This window comes from Paraburkholderia caledonica NBRC 102488 (assembly GCF_000685095.1).
GTDB lineage: Bacteria > Pseudomonadota > Gammaproteobacteria > Burkholderiales > Burkholderiaceae > Paraburkholderia > Paraburkholderia caledonica.
The window spans coordinates 1-16,868 of sequence record NZ_BAYE01000009.1; the positions used below are offsets into that span (position 1 = coordinate 1).

The 16,868-nt window shown below is 60.7% G+C and carries 18 protein-coding genes and 3 pseudogenes; 10 read left to right on the top strand and 11 right to left on the bottom strand.

What is annotated here, in order from left to right:
- Nucleotides 1-780: 780 nt before the first annotated feature.
- A pseudogene (locus BCA01S_RS35010) lies at nt 781-1,058 on the bottom strand (transcriptional regulator).
- Between the two features lie 589 nt (nt 1,059-1,647).
- On the opposite strand from BCA01S_RS35010, the gene BCA01S_RS19000 reads away from it, so the two are divergent.
- The 3 genes from BCA01S_RS19000 to BCA01S_RS19010 all read left to right on the top strand — a co-directional run bounded on the left by BCA01S_RS19000 (nt 1,648) and on the right by BCA01S_RS19010 (nt 4,585).
- Nucleotides 1,648-1,965 carry a hypothetical protein gene (locus tag BCA01S_RS19000; RefSeq protein ID WP_027778271.1) on the top strand — a complete coding sequence of 106 codons (318 nt, stop codon included), beginning with the start codon at nt 1,648-1,650 and terminating at the stop codon, nt 1,963-1,965.
- A gap of 566 nt (nt 1,966-2,531) precedes the next feature.
- Nucleotides 2,532-2,786, top strand: coding sequence for a DUF2513 domain-containing protein (locus BCA01S_RS19005; RefSeq protein WP_236720808.1), 255 nt, complete (start codon nt 2,532-2,534; stop codon nt 2,784-2,786).
- A gap of 200 nt (nt 2,787-2,986) precedes the next feature.
- Nucleotides 2,987-4,585 carry a SagB/ThcOx family dehydrogenase gene (locus BCA01S_RS19010; RefSeq protein WP_027778273.1) on the top strand — a complete coding sequence of 533 codons (1,599 nt, stop codon included), beginning with the start codon at nt 2,987-2,989 and terminating at the stop codon, nt 4,583-4,585.
- A gap of 181 nt (nt 4,586-4,766) precedes the next feature.
- Here BCA01S_RS19010 and BCA01S_RS35015 read toward each other — a convergent pair.
- From BCA01S_RS35015 to tnpA, 6 genes and pseudogenes are all read right to left on the bottom strand, one after another.
- Nucleotides 4,767-4,949, bottom strand: a pseudogene (locus BCA01S_RS35015) (IS3 family transposase); the annotation flags it as partial.
- A 143-nt stretch (nt 4,950-5,092) separates the two neighbouring features.
- Nucleotides 5,093-5,263, bottom strand: a complete 171-nt coding sequence (locus BCA01S_RS37205) for a hypothetical protein (protein WP_244146047.1) — start codon at nt 5,261-5,263, stop codon at nt 5,093-5,095.
- A 43-nt stretch (nt 5,264-5,306) separates the two neighbouring features.
- Nucleotides 5,307-5,678, bottom strand: a complete 372-nt coding sequence (locus BCA01S_RS19020) for a phage protein NinX family protein (protein ID WP_027778274.1) — start codon at nt 5,676-5,678, stop codon at nt 5,307-5,309.
- Between the two features lie 332 nt (nt 5,679-6,010).
- On the bottom strand, nt 6,011-6,283 hold the full coding sequence (locus BCA01S_RS19030) for a hypothetical protein (protein ID WP_152035562.1): 273 nt from the start codon (nt 6,281-6,283) through the stop codon (nt 6,011-6,013).
- Nucleotides 6,284-6,372: 89 nt separating this feature from the next.
- On the bottom strand, nt 6,373-6,705 hold the full coding sequence (gene tnpB / locus BCA01S_RS19035; protein ID WP_208459222.1) for an IS66 family insertion sequence element accessory protein TnpB: 333 nt from the start codon (nt 6,703-6,705) through the stop codon (nt 6,373-6,375).
- A complete protein-coding gene (gene tnpA / locus BCA01S_RS19040; protein WP_042318949.1) occupies nt 6,699-7,097 on the bottom strand; it encodes an IS66 family insertion sequence element accessory protein TnpA in 399 nt (132 codons plus the stop codon). Before tnpA ends, tnpB begins: the two co-directional genes overlap by 7 nt.
- 286 nt (nt 7,098-7,383) lie before the next feature.
- Here tnpA and BCA01S_RS19045 point away from each other — a divergent pair, with 286 nt between their 5' ends.
- From BCA01S_RS19045 to BCA01S_RS19065, 4 genes are all read left to right on the top strand, one after another.
- On the top strand, nt 7,384-8,142 hold the full coding sequence (locus BCA01S_RS19045) for a basic amino acid ABC transporter substrate-binding protein (protein ID WP_027778278.1): 759 nt from the start codon (nt 7,384-7,386) through the stop codon (nt 8,140-8,142).
- 74 nt (nt 8,143-8,216) lie between these two features.
- Entirely contained in the window at nt 8,217-8,993 is a 777-nt protein-coding gene (locus BCA01S_RS19050; RefSeq protein WP_027778279.1) for an amino acid ABC transporter permease, read from the top strand.
- Between the two features lie 825 nt (nt 8,994-9,818).
- Nucleotides 9,819-10,139 carry a hypothetical protein gene (locus BCA01S_RS19055; protein ID WP_027778280.1) on the top strand — a complete coding sequence of 107 codons (321 nt, stop codon included), beginning with the start codon at nt 9,819-9,821 and terminating at the stop codon, nt 10,137-10,139.
- Between the two features lie 344 nt (nt 10,140-10,483).
- Nucleotides 10,484-10,783, top strand: a complete 300-nt coding sequence (locus BCA01S_RS19065; RefSeq protein WP_042318951.1) for a hypothetical protein — start codon at nt 10,484-10,486, stop codon at nt 10,781-10,783.
- A 105-nt stretch (nt 10,784-10,888) separates the two neighbouring features.
- On the opposite strand, the gene BCA01S_RS19070 is transcribed toward BCA01S_RS19065, so the two are convergent.
- A complete protein-coding gene (locus BCA01S_RS19070) occupies nt 10,889-11,317 on the bottom strand; it encodes a DUF1810 domain-containing protein (protein WP_027778282.1) in 429 nt (142 codons plus the stop codon).
- 398 nt (nt 11,318-11,715) lie between these two features.
- Between BCA01S_RS19070 and BCA01S_RS19075 the strand changes: the two genes are divergently transcribed.
- On the top strand, nt 11,716-12,123 hold the full coding sequence (locus BCA01S_RS19075; protein WP_027778283.1) for a DoxX family protein: 408 nt from the start codon (nt 11,716-11,718) through the stop codon (nt 12,121-12,123).
- 35 nt (nt 12,124-12,158) lie between these two features.
- On the top strand, nt 12,159-12,887 hold the full coding sequence (locus BCA01S_RS19080; protein WP_027778284.1) for a YoaK family protein: 729 nt from the start codon (nt 12,159-12,161) through the stop codon (nt 12,885-12,887).
- Between the two features lie 107 nt (nt 12,888-12,994).
- Here BCA01S_RS19080 and BCA01S_RS19085 read toward each other — a convergent pair whose 3' ends face one another.
- Entirely contained in the window at nt 12,995-13,888 is an 894-nt protein-coding gene (locus BCA01S_RS19085) for an SDR family oxidoreductase (protein ID WP_027778285.1), read from the bottom strand.
- An 83-nt stretch (nt 13,889-13,971) separates the two neighbouring features.
- On the opposite strand from BCA01S_RS19085, the gene BCA01S_RS19090 reads away from it, so the two are divergent.
- Complete coding sequence (locus BCA01S_RS19090; RefSeq protein ID WP_027778286.1) at nt 13,972-14,538, top strand: TetR family transcriptional regulator; 567 nt, start codon at nt 13,972-13,974, stop codon at nt 14,536-14,538.
- A gap of 69 nt (nt 14,539-14,607) precedes the next feature.
- Here BCA01S_RS19090 and BCA01S_RS19095 read toward each other — a convergent pair.
- Nucleotides 14,608-15,281, bottom strand: a pseudogene (locus tag BCA01S_RS19095) (transposase); the annotation flags it as partial.
- A gap of 285 nt (nt 15,282-15,566) precedes the next feature.
- Nucleotides 15,567-16,769: an MFS transporter gene (locus BCA01S_RS19100; RefSeq protein ID WP_027778288.1), complete on the bottom strand. Its 1,203-nt coding sequence runs from the start codon at nt 16,767-16,769 to the stop codon at nt 15,567-15,569.
- Between the last annotated feature and the right edge of the window lie 99 nt (nt 16,770-16,868).

The following is a 16,868-nucleotide window of genomic DNA, read 5'->3' on the forward strand; positions in this document are numbered from 1 at the left end:
TCTCTGTTACTCCAAAGTTCGGATGTCGTGTTTCCGCTAAATTGAAATGTCCGGTTTCAGTCGTTGGAACTAAAAGCAAATCAACGTAAATTTCGAATCCGCGATATCCGACCGTTCGCTGCACAAAGACCTCCGGGTCCCGCACCGCCGCAAGACGGGCAGATCAATGGCGGGCCAACATTTCTTCGGCCATCACCGTCATGCGCGCGTCGCCCGCATCTTTTGCCGCGGATTCTGTCGCGAGATCCCCCCGAAACACGATCCCAAGAGTTGCAGCAGTCGAGGTTCAGGAGCGGAATCAATCAAACATAGCCGCCCGCTTGCCCGGCAGTCTGACCTACAGCCCGTGGCTTTCCCGTGTTCGCATATCCCATGACCACCTGCCGACAGAGATAGGTTGGAGAATCTCGCAGAAAAGAGTGGCTGATTCCGGGCGAAAAAATGCGTACCCTGAGATTGCGTCGGGGTACTGATCCTTCGTTGCGGACACCCTGTTCCCCCGAGGCGTAAGTGTTGCCACCGGTCACACCGTGCGATCGTGACCTGGCGCGCGAATATCCATTCTGGTCTCGTCACTCGCAGCTTTGGGTCGGCACGCACTTGCCACCTGTCGCCCGCTGCCAACCGTAGTGAGGCTTCGCAATCGCCTGCGAAGCCGTGGGGCGGAATTCGCGACGCGCTCGAAGGCGTTGTTCTTCCGGATGCACGCGCAGGGCGTGAGTATGCCTGCTTCCCGGCTGGTGCCCGCGCCGGCTGGCGCGGTCAAGTCTTACCTGCAGCTCAATGAGATGCGGGATCTAATCCCGGCTTATCGAAGACGCCAGCTTCGAGATCCTGTCTGAATTGCTGTACCCAACCGGTTTCGAATCCGATGGGTGTTCACTCGCAATTTGGGTTGATAGTCTGGTTACGGTGACATAGCCCTGCAGGCCGACGTTCTCGTCCCCCATGGGGTCAGTCGTCTCCGTTTCCAGCAGTTCGAATTCACCTTCTGCCAGTCCCTTGCGCTGCAAGGTCGCCACGAAAGCCTGGCGCTCATCCGGTTCGATCAGTTGCATCTTCCGCCCTCCCCGTCTGCCCGACACCGATATTCGTGGTCCCTTCACGACGTCGCCATAATCCCGGAACGTTACGCAGTGCCCGAGTGCGTCGCTGCTATGGCTGACGTTGTGGAAGCCGACTCCCATGCGCTCGTCAGGTTCACCGATCGGGTTGCACTCGGGCATCACCAGCGACAGCTCTGGTGCACGCGCTCGATGGAAAACTGTCCGGACAGTTTTGTCATAGTTCCTGCCTTCCTTCATGACCCGCCGCAATTTGCATCGCGGCGCGCATCGCCGTGAGCGGTCGAAACCGCCTGCACGTGCCGCAAAAAGACGCGAAGCCACGCTCGAGGCATGTCCCCTCTCCGTAAGGCCCCTGCGCTGCTCCGTGTCATCGCGTGACGTTGTCCCGCCGGGGGATTGTTGCACGGTGCCGCTATCAGTAGCAATTGCGCAAAGCGCGCTCGTGTCTGTGCCGATAGCACCGTCCGTTCCCTGGACGGGCCGATGCGAATGGACAATCAGTCCATGCGCAGCCGATAGTTGAGGCTCGTTGGCCACAACAGGGCTACACTCAAAATAGGATAAATTCCGGAGCAACACCATGACCGACGCTACCCCCCAAAGCACCTTTCGCGGTCTTCCCCTGACGCAGGAGCAGGACGCAGAAGTCAGACACTACATAAATAAGAAACAGCAGCATGGCGAGCCGTGGGATACGCCTGAGTTGCAGGCCATGCTTCGCGACATGCTGGAGCCCCCGAGCGACGACGACGGGGGACTCGGTTCCACCGTCGACGAAACGAAGGCGGCCACAGAACGCGCGACAGCTTCGGTCGACGAGACCATGGAGCCCATTGAGGCCTGCGAAGAGCGGAATGCTGCGATGGAAACCGAGGGTATGAGGGGACCGAAGCGCTGAATCCCAGGCAGCGCTCGCGACTCGTGTTGAAATTCAGCCAACGCATTCGGACCGTGTCATGAGCCTGTTGGGAATCCTGAATCACATCGATTGCGGCGCCGCCGCTCAGCTTTGCAATCAGCGCCCCCAACCCGCGAGAAGACGGGGCTCGCCGTGTACTTCGATGCCCGCGCCCCAGAGCCCTCTCGGAGGACGATGAAACACGTACCCTTATCCGTACCGGGCGCCAAACCGATTTCAAGGCCGGCGCAGAAATCAGCCGGGATCTGTCGCAGCACTGCGCGAACCCACTCGCGACGAGCACGAAAACAATCAGGCAGAAGATGCCAGACGACCGCACAGGAATATGCCTGGTCGGCCACAACATCTGAGTTAGATGGGACGTCCGGTGGCGTCGTCAAATGAACGTCGATCGTGGATCGGAACGGCTCGCGTCGTTCCACCCTTTCGGCGCAAGCGCGCGGAAGCGCAAAGAGCCGTGCCGCGATCCGCACCGGTATGATTGCGCGTACGTTGTACCCGTGGCGTCCTTTCGATGTATGTCCTATCTGCGAAAGGAGGAGACCGTGAAACGCGATATGAATCTGGCACTCGCAATATTGAAGACTCTCGAGGAAAACAAGTCCCCGCACCTCAGCGAATTTGACATTGAAAGTGCGCTCAAGGATGCGTTCGATGTGTCGAACCGGGGTGTGTGGTATCAGTTGAACCTGCTGGCCGACGCAAATCTCGTCCGCTCGATGGGTAGCGACTGGCGGCTAACCTGGGATGGCCACGAGTTTTTGAAGTCGGCGGTCCCAAATGCCTTCGAAGACACCTGAAGGGTGACGTAAGCGCCGGAACCATCCTCCGGCTTTCGTGAAGACAAGCCGATTGCCGGCGCATTGCACAGGGACGCCGAGCGCAATGGCAGTTTGCCGAAGCACGTTCGATTCCACGACTCGATGACGACTGCATCGCAACGTCCAGCCAGCCGGTTTTGTACAGCCGCATGTGCGGATATTCCCGGTCTGAGGAGAACATGGACCAGTTAAAGCACGCGATGCTTGAATATCACGAGCGCAGCAAGCATCGCATTAGCGGCTATGCCGCTGGCCCTGGGGAACTCGACTGGGCATCCCAACCGGATCCGTTTCGGGTATTTCACGGCGCACCGCGCATTGGTCTGCCGTTAGCCGCGGATTGCCTGACTACACGCTACAACGAACTGCGCTGCGGCGCATTGCCCCCCGCGCGCAGATTCGATCTTTCCAGTCTGGCAATCCTGTTCGAACTTTCTCTCGGCCTGTCGGCGTGGAAATCGTACGGCACGCAGCGGTGGGCACTGCGCTGCAACCCTTCGAGCGGAAATCTGCATCCAACCGAGGGCTATCTTCTGTGTCCGCCTCTGCCCGGCTTGTCCGGTGGGGTCTATCATTACCTGAGCCAGGACCATTCCCTTGAATGTCGCGCTGCAGTGCATGACGAACGATGGAGCGAGGCGCTCCCGCAAAGTGGCGTCCTGATCGGCATAAGCTCGATCCCCTGGCGCGAGGCGTGGAAATACGGCATGCGTGCCTGGCGCTACTGCCAGCACGATTGCGGCCATGTCATCGCCGCGGTGAGTTACGCTGCGGCAGCGCTTGGCTGGCAGACGCGGCTGGTGGAGGCGGCTGCGGACGACGCAGTGGCCAACCTGCTTGGATTGAATCGCGGAGAAGATTTCGCGAAGGCAGAAGCAGAGGCGCCGGATGCCTTGCTCTGGATCGGCAACCCTGAATTGCGGCCTGATCTTGAGCGCATGCTGATCGCCCTGGATAGCGCACAGTGGCACGGACGCGCGAATCAGCTGAGTCCGAGACATGTGAAGTGGCCGGATATCGATTCGATCCATCGCGCCACGCATAAGGCCCGTACTCGCGAACCGACCGTGCCGGATTCGGAAGAACACCCGTCTCCCGCCTCGCCCGCCCTTGATCTCAGCTTTGCCCGGATCGCGCGGCAGCGTCGCAGCGCGGTGAATTTCGACGGTACGACGTGCATTGCCAAGGCGGCGTTTTTCAGCATGCTGGCGTGCCTGTTACCACGTCATGACACGCCGCCATGGAATGTGCTGAGGTCTCCTGCGGCAGTGCATGCAGCGTTAATGGTGCATCGCGTGGGCGACCTGGAGCCAGGCCTGTATATGTTTGTGAGACATCCGGGTGCGCTGCCGGATCTCAAACGATCTCTACGTCCACAATGGCTGTGGCAAAAGACCGGCCCCGATCATCTGCCACTCTATCTTCTGCTGCCTTACGATTTACGTGCCACGGCAAAGTTGATCTGCTGCCACCAGAATATCGGGGCCGATTCCTGCTTTGCGCTGGGGATGATCGCAGGATTCGGAATCGCGTTGAAGCAGCCATGGCGTTATCGCCATCTGTTCTGGGAATGCGGCATTGTTGGCCAGGCGCTCTATCTCGAAGCCGAAGCCGCCGGCGTGCGCGCGACAGGAATTGGCTGCTTTTTCGATGATGAAATGCACACACTGCTCGGCGTGGAGGATCACACCTGGCAAAGCCTGTATCACTTCACCGTCGGCCGCGCGGTAGACGATCAGCGCCTGTCAACATGTCCACCGTATCAGGTTCAGCGTTGAAGCGAGAGCCTCACGTCCCGATCGTGGTGAGGCGGTATTTTCCACGAGGGCCCGGCGATTGAAAGAGGTGGCCTCACTCGTTCGGACAGTCTTCCAAGATTTTTAAGTGGAAAGTCCGGGGCGGTCATGCTGCCAATTTGATCGCAGGCAGCGTCGCGAAGTATGCCTCATCCGGCGTGCCGGCGGTCAGATACACGAAGCCGCGCGCCATCGGGATATGACTCGTATCCAGTGCCCAGACCTGGTTTGCCCGATTGATCGTCATGCCCCGCAGCAGATACGGCCAGATCTTGTGCTGAGCATAGCGTCGGCTCGCGTTCGGCTTGCAGTACAGCGCCTCGATACCCATTCGCTTCATCAGCGTCAAAGGACCGGCGCATTGACTCATCAGAATTGCAACTCGCGCTGACCTGTTGCCTCACGTAGTTTGCTACTCGTCGGCCCGCACGGTGCAACGCGGATTCTCGAGCCACGCGACGAAAGCGTCGTGCCATCGCTCAAACGCGTTCACGTCGAGGTCATACTCCTCGTCGAGTCTGTCGTTGTCGCGGAGAAACACCTCAGCACATCGCGCCCGTCCCAACATGCCACGGCGAAGCCGGTCAGGTCCGCGGTCGTTCCGCGCGGCTGATCGCACAGCAGCATCGCCAACTGCGATTTGAACTCCTCGAATGTCATGGCTGTCTTCCAGTGGATGCACAACCATAGGCAGGAAAGGTGGCTAGATCTCGTCAGGGACTTCGTCGCCGAACCTGTCTGCAACGTAGGCACGCATGGCGGCAATCAGCGGAGTGTTTCCGTAGAAGCAAAAGCCGGCCGGTGTGGATGCTGCGTAACCGCCATGGTGGAGTGCGCCAGCATTAGTGTTGACCCGGGGCAGACAGTAGTCTTCGCGTTCGATGATCGGGCCGCCCTGAGCCCAGTCCGTCGACGGCGAAAAGGCGGCGTCAATCTCGACGGACTTCTCGTGTTTGTCGTCGCAATCAACATACGCCACCCAGCAGAGGCCATCCTCCACCTTTGGGTTTGATAGGCCTTCCGCTTTCGCAACCCAGTAATCGAGTTGCGCACCTTCCAGATCAGTTGTCTTCACAGGCTCTCTCCGCCGGGCACTTTCTGGCCAAACTTGCTGTCGACATACCAACGCATAGCCGCTGCCAGATCATCATCTCCGAGCCACCAATCGCTCCCCGACCGTGCCTGGGCGGCGATTTCCGGCCGGTCGTCCGACCTGAGCAATCAACTGTTCTTCGAATACCGGATCCACGATAGAACTGATCTCGATTTGCTCGCGCGCAATGATCGGTCGCGTCTGCCCTGGTTGCGCAGACCCTGTCGCTACCTTCGGCTCGTGAGGGGCACGCGGGAGCCGAGCTCTCTTCGTGACAAAAAACTCCGCACGACGGCATTGTCTGGAATTGGGCGTCATGTCCTTTTCTTTGGGGCACCGTCTGACAGGTCATCCGCTCGAAGCGTCGCGTTGGCCGTCACAAGGAACGTCGCACCCCGCTCAAACAGCGCTGTATAGACCGCGTCAAACGTCTCCGCCAACAACTTTCGGCTTGCCTTGCTGTCACCGCTGGTGTCTTCCGCAGTGACCGCTTCCTTCTTCACGCACCGGTTCTGTTCGAGCGCGAAGGCTTGCAGCGCGTCGGGCTCGACCGGCAATTCCGCGACAGTGATGACGGTGGGCGGCATGGCTATCATGATGCCCAACTCGCGCCACGTTTACAAGATCGGGGGAGTGTTGTATCTGCGCAGGCGACAGCGAGTTCAGCGCACGCGCGTCACCGCGATGCGTGATGCGGTTCGCATGCCGGGATCTCAATGCCTTCGAGCCAGGCGTTGAGTTCGGCGAGCGTGAAGCCGCGTTGCGCGAGCGCTAACGGTGAGGGAAAGCGGCCCCGTTCAAGGCGCGTGTACCAGAGCGCGAAGCCGGTGCGATCCCAGTAAAGGCATTTGACTTTCGAGCGGTCGCGCCCGACGAACACGAACAGACTACCGGCGACAGGGTTCTGGGCAAGCAGTGGTTCGACCAGATACGACAGGCCGTCGATGGATTTGCGCATGTCGACCGGCTCACGGCAGATATACGCACGAACATCGGCTGCGATCAGCACCGGCTACCTCGGAGCTGTCCGAGCACGAAACGCACGATGCGATCGGCATGAGCACCGGTGAGCTCGATGCGAACACCGGCGAGCGACAACGTCACCCGATCACGCGAAGATGACAAAGCGTCCGCCGTCGACGGCGGCGCGGTGTCCGGACGGGAAACGATAAATGCAGCGTCCGGGGCGACCGCGAGCGGGTGCGCGTCTGCTCGTGCCTCGCCAGAGAGCTTCCTGCGCCACAAGCCGAAGGTACTGACGGCGAGCCCCTGTTCACGACAGAAACGTCGAAGGCCCAGTCCGCTTGTGGTCCATGCCATGACCATGTCGCGCCAGAATGCTTCGCCTTGCCGGGGGCGTCGTGCACCCGTCAGTACGGCCTCTTCCGCTGCGTCGTCCATCGCATTGCTCCGTCGCTACGATGGCATCACCTTCGCACTGAGCTTGCGTGCGTTCAAGACGGGATGCGCTGAGGGATACGATGATATGACGGATAACGCTCGTAACGGTGCAGAGGTCAATCCGCTTGGAAAGTTCAGTTGAGGCCGCTCAAATTCTGACGGCCACTCCTGCAAAACGGGTTGGAGGTGCCGCTTGTACACGACCGGCTCGTCGCATGTCTGACGGAAAATTGGATACTGCCGCGTTCACCCTATAATCCTGCTTTTCTTATCGGGCGATGCAGCTATGAAGAAGTTGATCCTTACCCTGGCTTCGGTGGCGTTCTGCGCTTTGGGAACGGTCGGCGCGCAGGCGCAAGACCGCGAACTGGTGGTGGCGTCCAGCGCCACCTACACGCCGTTCGCGTTCGAGAACAAGGACAAGCAGATCGTGGGCTTCGACATTGACATCATCGATGCCGTCGCCAAACAGCAGCACATGAAATTGCGTATCGTGAACACACCGTTCACGAGCATCTTCGCGTCGCTCAACAATGGCGACGTCGACCTCGTAATCTCCGGCGTGACGATCAACGACAAGCGCAAACAAAGCTTCGACTTCTCGGCGCCGTACTTCGATGCACGGCAACTGATTGCCGTGCCTAAAAGCAGCACCGTGAAATCGCTGAAAGATCTCGACGGCAAGAAGGTGTCCGTGGTCAGCGGCTCGACGGCAGACGACGTGATGAGCCGTGAAGTCGGCAAAACGAATCCGAATATTCGCCGCTTTGAGAGCACGCCGCTCATCATTTCCGAACTGGCTTCGGGTGGTGTCGATGCCGCGATCGGCGACAACGGCGTCATCGCTTACCGCGTGTCGCAGAACCCCGGCCTGAAGACCGTCGAAGACGCCAATTTTCCGAAGGAATACTATGGCATCGTCGTGCGCAAGGGCGAAAAGGCGCTGCTCGAGAGGATCAACGCCGGCCTTGGCGCGATTCGCGCGAACGGCACCTACAACCAGATCTACAAGAAGTGGTTCAATCAGGATTTCAAGCCGCAGTGACGCGTGCGAGGGTCCGGTCGTGCGGGACGCACGACGATCTCGCCGCGATCCATTTCGCGATCTAAAAGGCAAGCATGGAAGACAGCAACCCGACGGTATGGTTCGGTTGGTTCCGCCCGGACATTCTTGCGGAGTACAAGCAGCTTTTCTGGCAGGGCACGCTCGTCACCATCGGTATGACCGTGGCCTGTGTACTGATGGGTTGCATCCTCGGCTTGCTGATCGCGTTGGCGCGACTCGCCGACGGGCGGCACGAGCCGTGGAAGGCCGTGTGCCATTACCTTCTGCGCTGGCCGTCTACGGTCTACGTAAGCTTTTTTCGCGGCACGCCGCTGTTCGTGCAGATTCTGCTAATGCATTTCGCAGTGATGCCGCTTTTTATCCATCCGGTTACCGGACTGCTGATCAGAGGCGATCTCGCGCGAACTCTGAAGCAGGATTACGGCGCACTCATTTCGGGCGTTGCTGCGCTGACGCTGAACTCCGCAGCCTATATTTCGGAAGTGTTCCGCGGTGGCATCCAGTCTATTGAAATTGGGCAACGACAGGCAAGCCTTTCACTGGGTCTCACGCAAATGCAGATGATGCGTTATGTGGTCATCCCGCAGGCGTTCCGGCGCATGCTGCCAGCGCTCGGCAACAACATGATTGCGCTCCTGAAGGATACTTCGCTGGTGTCCGCGATCGGACTCGCCGAGCTGGCTTATGCGGCGCGCACAGTAGCGGGGGCGTATGGCCGGTATTGGGAACCGTACTTGGCGATTGCGGCAGCATATTGGCTGATGACATTCGTGCTGTCGATCGGCTTGCACAGACTTGAGGTCCATCTCGCGCGGACGGATCGCGTGTAGTAAAAAAGGCGGGATTTATCACTCCGCTTCCATCCGGGCCATTAATGGTTTGATGGCGCACGTGTCTTCCTGACGCGAGCGGCATCAAGCACCGAGCGCCATGCACGACACGCAACCAGGCGCTGACCGAGACGGGACGGCTGACTTCCGGCCCGCAGTTCAAATGCCGGCTCTGTGCGCCATTCTTCGTGGGCCACACACGCACCACTGGCCTAAATGCTGCGCAGCGATATCTTGTACGCAAGTCTCCCGCTGCTCTCGCAGCATCGGCCTCTTGCCCATGCCGCAGGTGAACCCAGGAGCGCCTAAGACTGTGAAGGCGTGGGTGCAGCGGTTTCGCAATTGTTGCTGGGCTGGCCCCGGATCCGCGGGTAACTACGAGCGGCGCGTGCCGCTCGGTCTTAAAGCGCCGCGGCCGCTCATGGACTGCCCAAGTCCGGCGCCATGGAATTAACGCTGGCTACCCAGTCATACATCTTGACGCGCTCAACGGCCTGCCCTTTTACACCGAAGAGGTGAAGCTTGGACCTGACCGGCACGTTCGCTGCGAGCCCTTCGAGGATGGCGAACAGCGAGTACCGGCGATCGCTCAGGTGTCGCCGATCGGAGCTCGCCTAAACATAGTTGTCGCTACCGTTGTGCGGCGCACCGCACCACTTGTCATCGGGGAAACGTCGGGGGTCAGTGAATGTCACCGTCGCGCTGACGCCGCTCACCAAACCGGCGCCATCAGGCCGTAGTGGTTTTGCCGTAGCCGTCCATCAGCGCGCTTCGCGACGAAATCACCTAGACTTTTCGATATGCGCGACGAGGACGGAGGCGACTATGCGCGACGAAACCGCACCTTGGCAAATGGTCGTGTACGAGGGCTTCGAGATTCACGTGGAGCCGCTCCTTAAAAATGCGCAGGGCGAAGTTAATGCGTCCAACGCGATGGAGAACCGCTACACGTATGTGGGCTACGTCTGTCATCCGGGCACCGATCCGACGATTCCGGGACATGCAGTGCGGTTTCACGCGGACGGCGACGAAAGTTTCGGCAGCAAAGACGACGCTCTCGGCGAGGGCGTGCACGTGGGACGCAGCATCGTCGACGGCACGCATCCTGATCTTACCGTGCTGCCCCTCGTCACAGGCGGTGTCTGACGCGTGCGGCGACGCATGCAACGATCTGCGGTGCTCACGCTGATTGTGGTCAGCCGACAGGGACACCAGATGCAGGTCGAGCTGTACACGGCGCAGGAAACCGATCCTCGGTAAGAGCGTCAGTTCAAGACGCTGGACACCGCCATCCGGGCCGCTGGTGCAATCGGCTTTGAAGTGCGTACGATCGGCATAGCGCCGCGCGAGTCGTTGCAGTCGCCATTCGGAGTCCGCTTACTTCCGCGACGTCTGCGGCGACGTTTTTGCATCCGTCGGGCCAATGCCTGCGTAAGTCCCTATGGATCCCAGCAGATCCGTCCCGCACAGTTTTTCACCGGAGTCCTAGCATGCGTACCGCGATTACTTTCATGGGTTATGCCATCGCCCTCGCCGCCCTTCCCGTTTCTCAAGCTCACGCGGATATGTCCGCGCGCGACGACGTTAACTCGCCGCTTAATACGCTTGCGCTGACTCCCGACGCGCCGCTCGGCAGTGAGTATCCGACGCACGGTAACCGGCAGGCTGGCGAACTGCCGCTCAAGGTCACGGATCCCCGTGCCCAGTTGTCCAACGGGCTGCCTAACAACGCGCAATCGGGCGGATACGGCAGCCCGCTCGCGGGGGTTCATCCGCTCGATAACCGGTAACACGCGACTACCGTTGGCGGTTTGTCACGCCGTCGCGCAGCACAAGCATCTGCCGATCCGCGCGCGAGGCGACTCAACCGCCTCACCGCCCGCCGTTGCCCGCGATCAGTCGGGCGGCAACCTGCCGACGGTGAGCGGATCCGGCTTATCGTCGCAATACTTGCGAAGCGCCGATTCGAATATCGCATTGTCTTGCGCGGCGCGCGCAAACAGCGTCATCGACGAACAGAATTTTCGATTGTCCGGATAGCCGAAGATCTCATCCAACGTCTTGCCTTCGATACCGTTGACGATTGCCGTGCACTCTCGCAGACGCGGACCGAGCAGCGGATGCGCAAGATAGGAGCGCGCCTCGTCGAGCCCGGAGATCGCGTAGCGCTGCGCGGTCGGGCTGCTGCCGATCCCCTCTATTTGCGGAAAGATGAACCACATCCAATGGCTACGCTTGTCGCCGGCGCGCAGTTCGTCGGTCACTCGGGCATACACCGGCTGCTGCGCGTCCACGAAACGTTGCAAATCGTATTGGTCGACCATGGCGATGCCTCCTTTCGTCCCCGTCGCGAGAAAGGCCCGTCACGGAGTTCGAATGCCGGGCGGGCACAGTTTTTCAGCTTGCGCTTTCGCCCATGCACCCCGAGCATTATGAGTGCCCGGCTTTTGTACGCCGAAACGCTTTCTCATTGACAGGTTCCACTGCGATGGGCTTGGCGGCCTTGGCGGCGGCATGGTGACGTCCCGCCGGTGCGTCATAAAGCAAAATTAAGAACGGTTAATGCGCGCATCAGGACTTTCAAGGTCCGCGTTCTGTAGTCTGTCGGCTTGAGACACTACAGCCGCCGTATGACCCTGAACGATCAAGGAATCGACATGAACCTGCCCCGCCGGTCCGCTCGTATGCGACGTGCCACCTTGACCACATCGCGCGCTCGCCCGTGACGCGCTTTTCGCCGACCGATGCCGCGCTGCTGTTCCTGCGCGTGAGCGCCAGCGTCCTCGTGCTGCTGGTGCATGGCTTGCCGAAAGCCTTGCACTACTCGCAGGAGTTAAACGCGATCGACGATCCGCTGCACATGGGTAAGACGCTGACCTTCTGGTTCGCGCTTTTCGCCGAAGTGGCGTGCCCGCTTCTGATGATCGCCGGCATCGCGACGCGGCTCGCCGCATTGCCGATTCTAGTTGTCACGGTGATCGCACTCGGCTTCGTGCATCGCGAATGGACCCTCTTCGAAGCACAGTTCGCGTGGATGCTGCTGATTCTGTTCGCAACCGTCGCCATCGGCGGCGCGGGACGTTACCGGATCACCATGCGCCCGCGAGCACCCGCGCGCGTGCAAGCCTGACGCGCGCCGCAATATCTCCCAGCCCCTACCACGCCATGCCCCAGACGACACTCGCGCACGACGCATCTGCTCCAGCACTCGACCATCTGCCAGGTGAGGACACCTGGCTCGCGTCGATCGCGGGATACGTCGACACACTCGGCTTTATCGCTCTATTCGGCCTTTTCACGGCACACGTCACGGGCAACTTCATCCTCATTGGCTCGGGGCTGGCAGGTGCCGGTCAGGGACTGCTGATCAAATGGCTGGCGTTTCCCGCGTTTGTCTGCGGAATCATCGCGGCGCGCGTGCTGTACAACCTGTTGTCGCCGCGCAGTCACGGCACACGCGCGTTTGCGCTGTATGTGATGCAAGCCGCGCTGCTCGCCGGATTCATGGTGGCCGGCGTCGTCGCAACGCCCATCACCAGTCCGGATACGCCGATTGCAATTGCCTGCGGCCTGCTCGGCGCTGCCGCGATGGGCGTGCAGAACGCGCACGGACGCCTGACCGCGCGCTCGGTCGTCGCAAACACGGTGATGACGGGCAACGTGACTCAAGCCGTGATCGACGCCTTCGACTTGCTGACTTCGCGGCGCGACACCAAGAGCCGTCAGACTGCGCGCACACGGCTCATGCGAACCCTGCCGCCCGTGGCGGGGTTCGCGATCGGCGCCAGTGCGGGTGCTGCGGGCTTTCTGATCGCCTCTTTTTGGGCGCTGCTGTTGCCGCTCGTAGCGCTATGCGTGCTCGCTTCGTGCGCGTGGCACGCGCGCGGCCGCTGACTCGCGCTTTCGGAGCCGCATGCGCGCGGGGAACAGACTCGCCTCAGTGCAATTCGTCGTGCGCTCGATGGCTTGATTGGCGTGCGTAGCGCAGGCCAAAGTCCCAATCATTGCCCCGGATAGTGTCCCGCTGCGATGTCCTCGAGCAACGTCGGATGAACGGGCTCCCAACCGAGCAGCGAGCGCGTGTGGGCGCTCGACGCGGGGATGTCGGCACCGAAGAACATGCTGAGCCAGTCGAATCGCGACTGCGCCTGCTCGGCGGCAATCGACTCGACCGGCATGTCCAGAAACCGGCCGAGCGCGCCGGCGATCTCGCGGGTGGTAACGCCTTCCTCGGCGACCGCGTGCAGGGCCGAGCCGGCCGGCGCCTTGTCGATCGCGAGGCGCACCAGCTTGCCGGCGTCGAGCCGATTCACTGCGGGCCAGCAATTCTGCCCGTCGCCGATATAAGCCGACGCGCCGCTTTGGCGCGCGATTCTCGCGAGTACCGCAACGAATCCGTGATCCCCGCCCGCGCCATGCACCGTGGGTGCGAAGCGCACCACCATCGAACGGATGCCACGCTCGCGCAGCCCGAGCACATATGCTGCATTGGCGAGACGCGGATGACCGTCCGGAGCCGGCGTGTCGCTTTCGATGCCGACGCGCCCCGTCGTGAGGCCGAGGGTACCGGACGCGATCAGCAGCGGTCCGCCCGTGCCCCTCAGCACATCCGCAAACGTTTCGATGGCCGCGCGATCGGTCTGGGCCGCCGCTGCCATTTGCGAAAAGTCGTGGTTGTAGCCGAGATGCACGACGCCTTCGGCCATCGTGGCCGCGACACGCAGGCTGTCGAGATTGTCGAGGCTGCCGCGCACCACTTCCGCGCCGAGCGCGGCGATCTTCGCGGCAGCCTCATCGTTGCGAGCGAGGCCGAGCACATGATGACCGGCGTCGATGAGTTCCGTGACGCTCGCGGATCCGATCCAACCCGACGCGCCAGTGACAAGTATTCGCATGGCATGCTCCGTTGATGTCATTGAGTGACATCAGTATAGCGCTATGATGTCACACAGTGTCAACACGTTTTCTGGAAGGGATCATGGGTCGCTGGGAACCCAACGCAGAGCAGCGCTTTCTTGTCGCCGCGATCGAGCTGTTCAAGGAAGTCGGTTTCGAGGGCACGACGGTGGCCGCCATCGCGCAGCGTGCCGGCCTGACGGCGCGTACGTTTTTTCGCTACTTCACCGACAAACGCGAGGTCCTTTTCAAAGGCTCCGAGCAGTTGCAGCAGACGATGGTCGAAGCGCTCGCGCAAGCGCCGGCCGACGCATCGGCTATCGACGCGGTCGCCGCGGCTCTCGCAACCGCCGGCGAATTTTTCACCGCTGAGCGCCGACCTTACGCACGCGTGCGCCATGCGGTGATCGCCGCCAATCCAGAGTTGCACGAGCGGGAGTTGATCAAACTGGCGACGCTGTCAGGCGCACTCGCCAACGCCCTGCGTTTGCGCGGTGTGCAGGAGCCTGACGCAAGCCTCGTCGCCGAGGCGGGCATTGCGGTTTTCCGGGTCGCGTTCGGCCAGTGGATTGCCGACGCTGAAGACCGCGCATATGGCGAGATCGTGAGCGAAGCGCTTGTGCGATTGCGGACGCTGACTTCACTTTGAGGTCAATCTGAAATCACTGTTAAGTCACTGTGACTCCACGTTGAAGTCGCGGCCTTGCTCCATCCTTAGATCACTGTCAGAGTTTGTGACCTCGTGAGCGACGATGAGGTGGGGTTTGGCGTCTAGCGCCACCTGTACGTTGTAGCCCACCATGCCCGAGCCTTTGCCGCTCGTCGCCATGGAGCGTGCATCAGGATCGGCCATCGAGAGTCGGCCATCAGGCTGCGTCTTGAACTGCTCCTTGATCTGGTCGAGGTTTCGCATCTGCTCGCGCAAGCGTGAGATCCCTCGGTGAAGTTGCGATCGCGCGTATTGACTACCTTGAACTTGTTGCCGTCGATGGCGACCAGCGCTTGCGAGAACAGCTTCGGCTCACGGCACAGCATCACGAAGCGGCGACACACGTTGCGAATGTCAATGCCATTGTCACGACGGAAGTCAGCTATGGTCTTGAAGTCCGGCGCCAGACGGCCCGTGAGCCACATCAATTCAACATTGCGTTGGCATTCACGTTCCAGGCGACGGCTCGACTGAACCCGGTTCAGGTAGCCGTAGATATAGATCTTCAACAGCACGCCCGGATGATAGGACGGTCGACCAGTAATCGACGGCATCGTTCCATCGAAACCCAGTGATGCAAGATCAAGCTCTTCAACGAATGCCTCGATGATCCTGACCGGATTGTCCTCGGCGACGAAGTCATCGAGGCATTCTGGAAGCAGCGTCGCGCGTCCGGTCGCCATGCTGAATGAGTTAATTCAGTTTGGGTGATCAGCGTGTTTTCACACAAGCTCGACCCATTACCGCCGTTGGTTGCCGCTTAGCGCAAATGCCCGTTTGGGGGGCGCAGGAATCATCCGTTCGACTCCGCAAACGCAAGCAGGTAGCCTCTCGGAACTATCTTCTCGCTCAATTTTTGCGGGCGCCATATGCTCCGCCTGAATGCGTTGCAAATGGAGCCGGTGTGCCGCGGATGCTACAGAAGGGCCGTCATTGCCCGGTGGTCCGCGTGTGCGCGCACTGGAAGATCAAGACTGACTCGAGCCGCCAGCGACAGCCACCTGAATCTTCGCAACGGAAGCCCGCGAAATAATCAGACTGACGGCGGAAAGTGTCAGAAAACCCAACGAGATGCAAATGACACCCGTAAAACCGAACACCGGATAGACATGCCCCGCCACTGCCGAACCAAAGCCGATCCCGCAAAATACGAACGACGCAGTCAACGCCAATGCAGTCCCGCGCCGGTCCGGCACCATCTCGACGATCCGGCGCTGCTGGGAAGGCCACAGCAGATCCGTGGCAAATGCCCAGGCAGCAAGCGCAACGAAGAACCATTCCAGATCGGGTGGCGTCATCCAAAGCAACGCGAGGTCGATGGCGAGCAGCGCGAGCCCGGCGGTCAACATCGCTTCCGCGCTATAGCGCCTGGCGGCACGCGTCACGAAAAGGTTGCCTGCGACGCCGGCAACGCCCAGAACGACAAGCGCGGCCGATACAGCGCTGGAACCGGCATGGAACGTGTCCCGAACAATTGGGGCGATAAACGAGTACGTCGAATAGACGCCTGCAGCGATGAAAAACACGACAAGAAAGGCGCTGAGTGTCTCGGTACGGCTTAACAGCGATGTAACGGTTCTGAGCTGGACATGCTCGCCCTCGCTGGAATCGGGCACGACCGCCACGATAAGCGCCGCTGTTGCCGCGCCCGCGCACGCAATTGCAACGAATAACGCCCGCGCGCCCCACACGTGAGCGACCCATGCCGAAAGCGGCATCCCTACGAGACCCGCAATACTCAGTCCGAGCAGAACGACGGCGATTGCGCTGCCCTGATGCCTGGGTTCAACGAGGCTCGATCCCAATGCGCCAAGCACAGGGCCAATAAATCCCGCGCCCAATCCCATCAGCACGCGTGACAGAACGAGGACGGAGTAGTTCGGTGCGGCCGCGAATAGCAATGCGGCGGCACTGAAGAGCGAGAGCCCGATAAGCACCTGGCGACGCCGTCGCAAATGTCCGAAGCCGACTTGCAGCAAAGGCGCGGCAAACGCGAAGGTCACGCCAAAAAAAGATATCAGGTAGACGCTTTGCGCGTCGGCAAGACCCCATTCACGCGAAATCGCATTGAGACTGCCGACGACCGATAACGCGCCTGTCGCTTGCACGAAGTAAGCAAAACTAAGCGCGCGGAGCGCACGCGTGGTTTTCGCAGGGATAGCTGGGGTCATGAGCGAGTACTGGAGTTGAGCGATTCCGGGGTCGGACGGCGGACAAGCGGCCGGACCGCGCAAGCGGCGCCGACCGCCGCTTTGTCGCGATCGCTGTTG